The organism is Bowmanella yangjiangensis, assembly GCF_017255015.1.
GTDB lineage: Bacteria > Pseudomonadota > Gammaproteobacteria > Enterobacterales > Alteromonadaceae > Bowmanella > Bowmanella yangjiangensis.
On the sequence record NZ_JAFKCS010000807.1, the window covers coordinates 1 to 326 of the forward strand.

1 protein-coding gene is annotated in these 326 nt (G+C 66.3%); it reads right to left on the reverse strand.

All coding sequences use genetic code 11. From position 1 onward, the window contains the following. The coding region (locus J0A65_RS26775; RefSeq protein ID WP_206597204.1) for a DUF5801 repeats-in-toxin domain-containing protein at nt 1-326 on the reverse strand (326 nt) is incomplete at both ends.

The window sequence follows — 326 nt, forward strand, 5'->3', positions numbered from 1 at the left end:
GTCGACGATTTCCAGGCGGAAGACCACGTGGCCATCGCCGTCCACACCCACCACATCGTCACCATCCATCTGCAGCACGATGGCGCCGCCATCGGTGGCTTCCAGGTTGGTGCTCAGCTCGCCGCCCGCCGGGATGCCGGTGAAGTAGAAGTTCCCGGTCAGGCTGCCAGGACCATCCTGGCCGTAGCCACCACCAACGGTGAACAGACTGACCAGGCCGCCACCACCCAGCTCGGTGGTCGCACGGCCCAGGTAGCCGGCGCCATCATCGTCGTTGCCATCGGCCGTTTCACCCGGAGCTTCGCGGTCGACGCCCACGGTCTCAT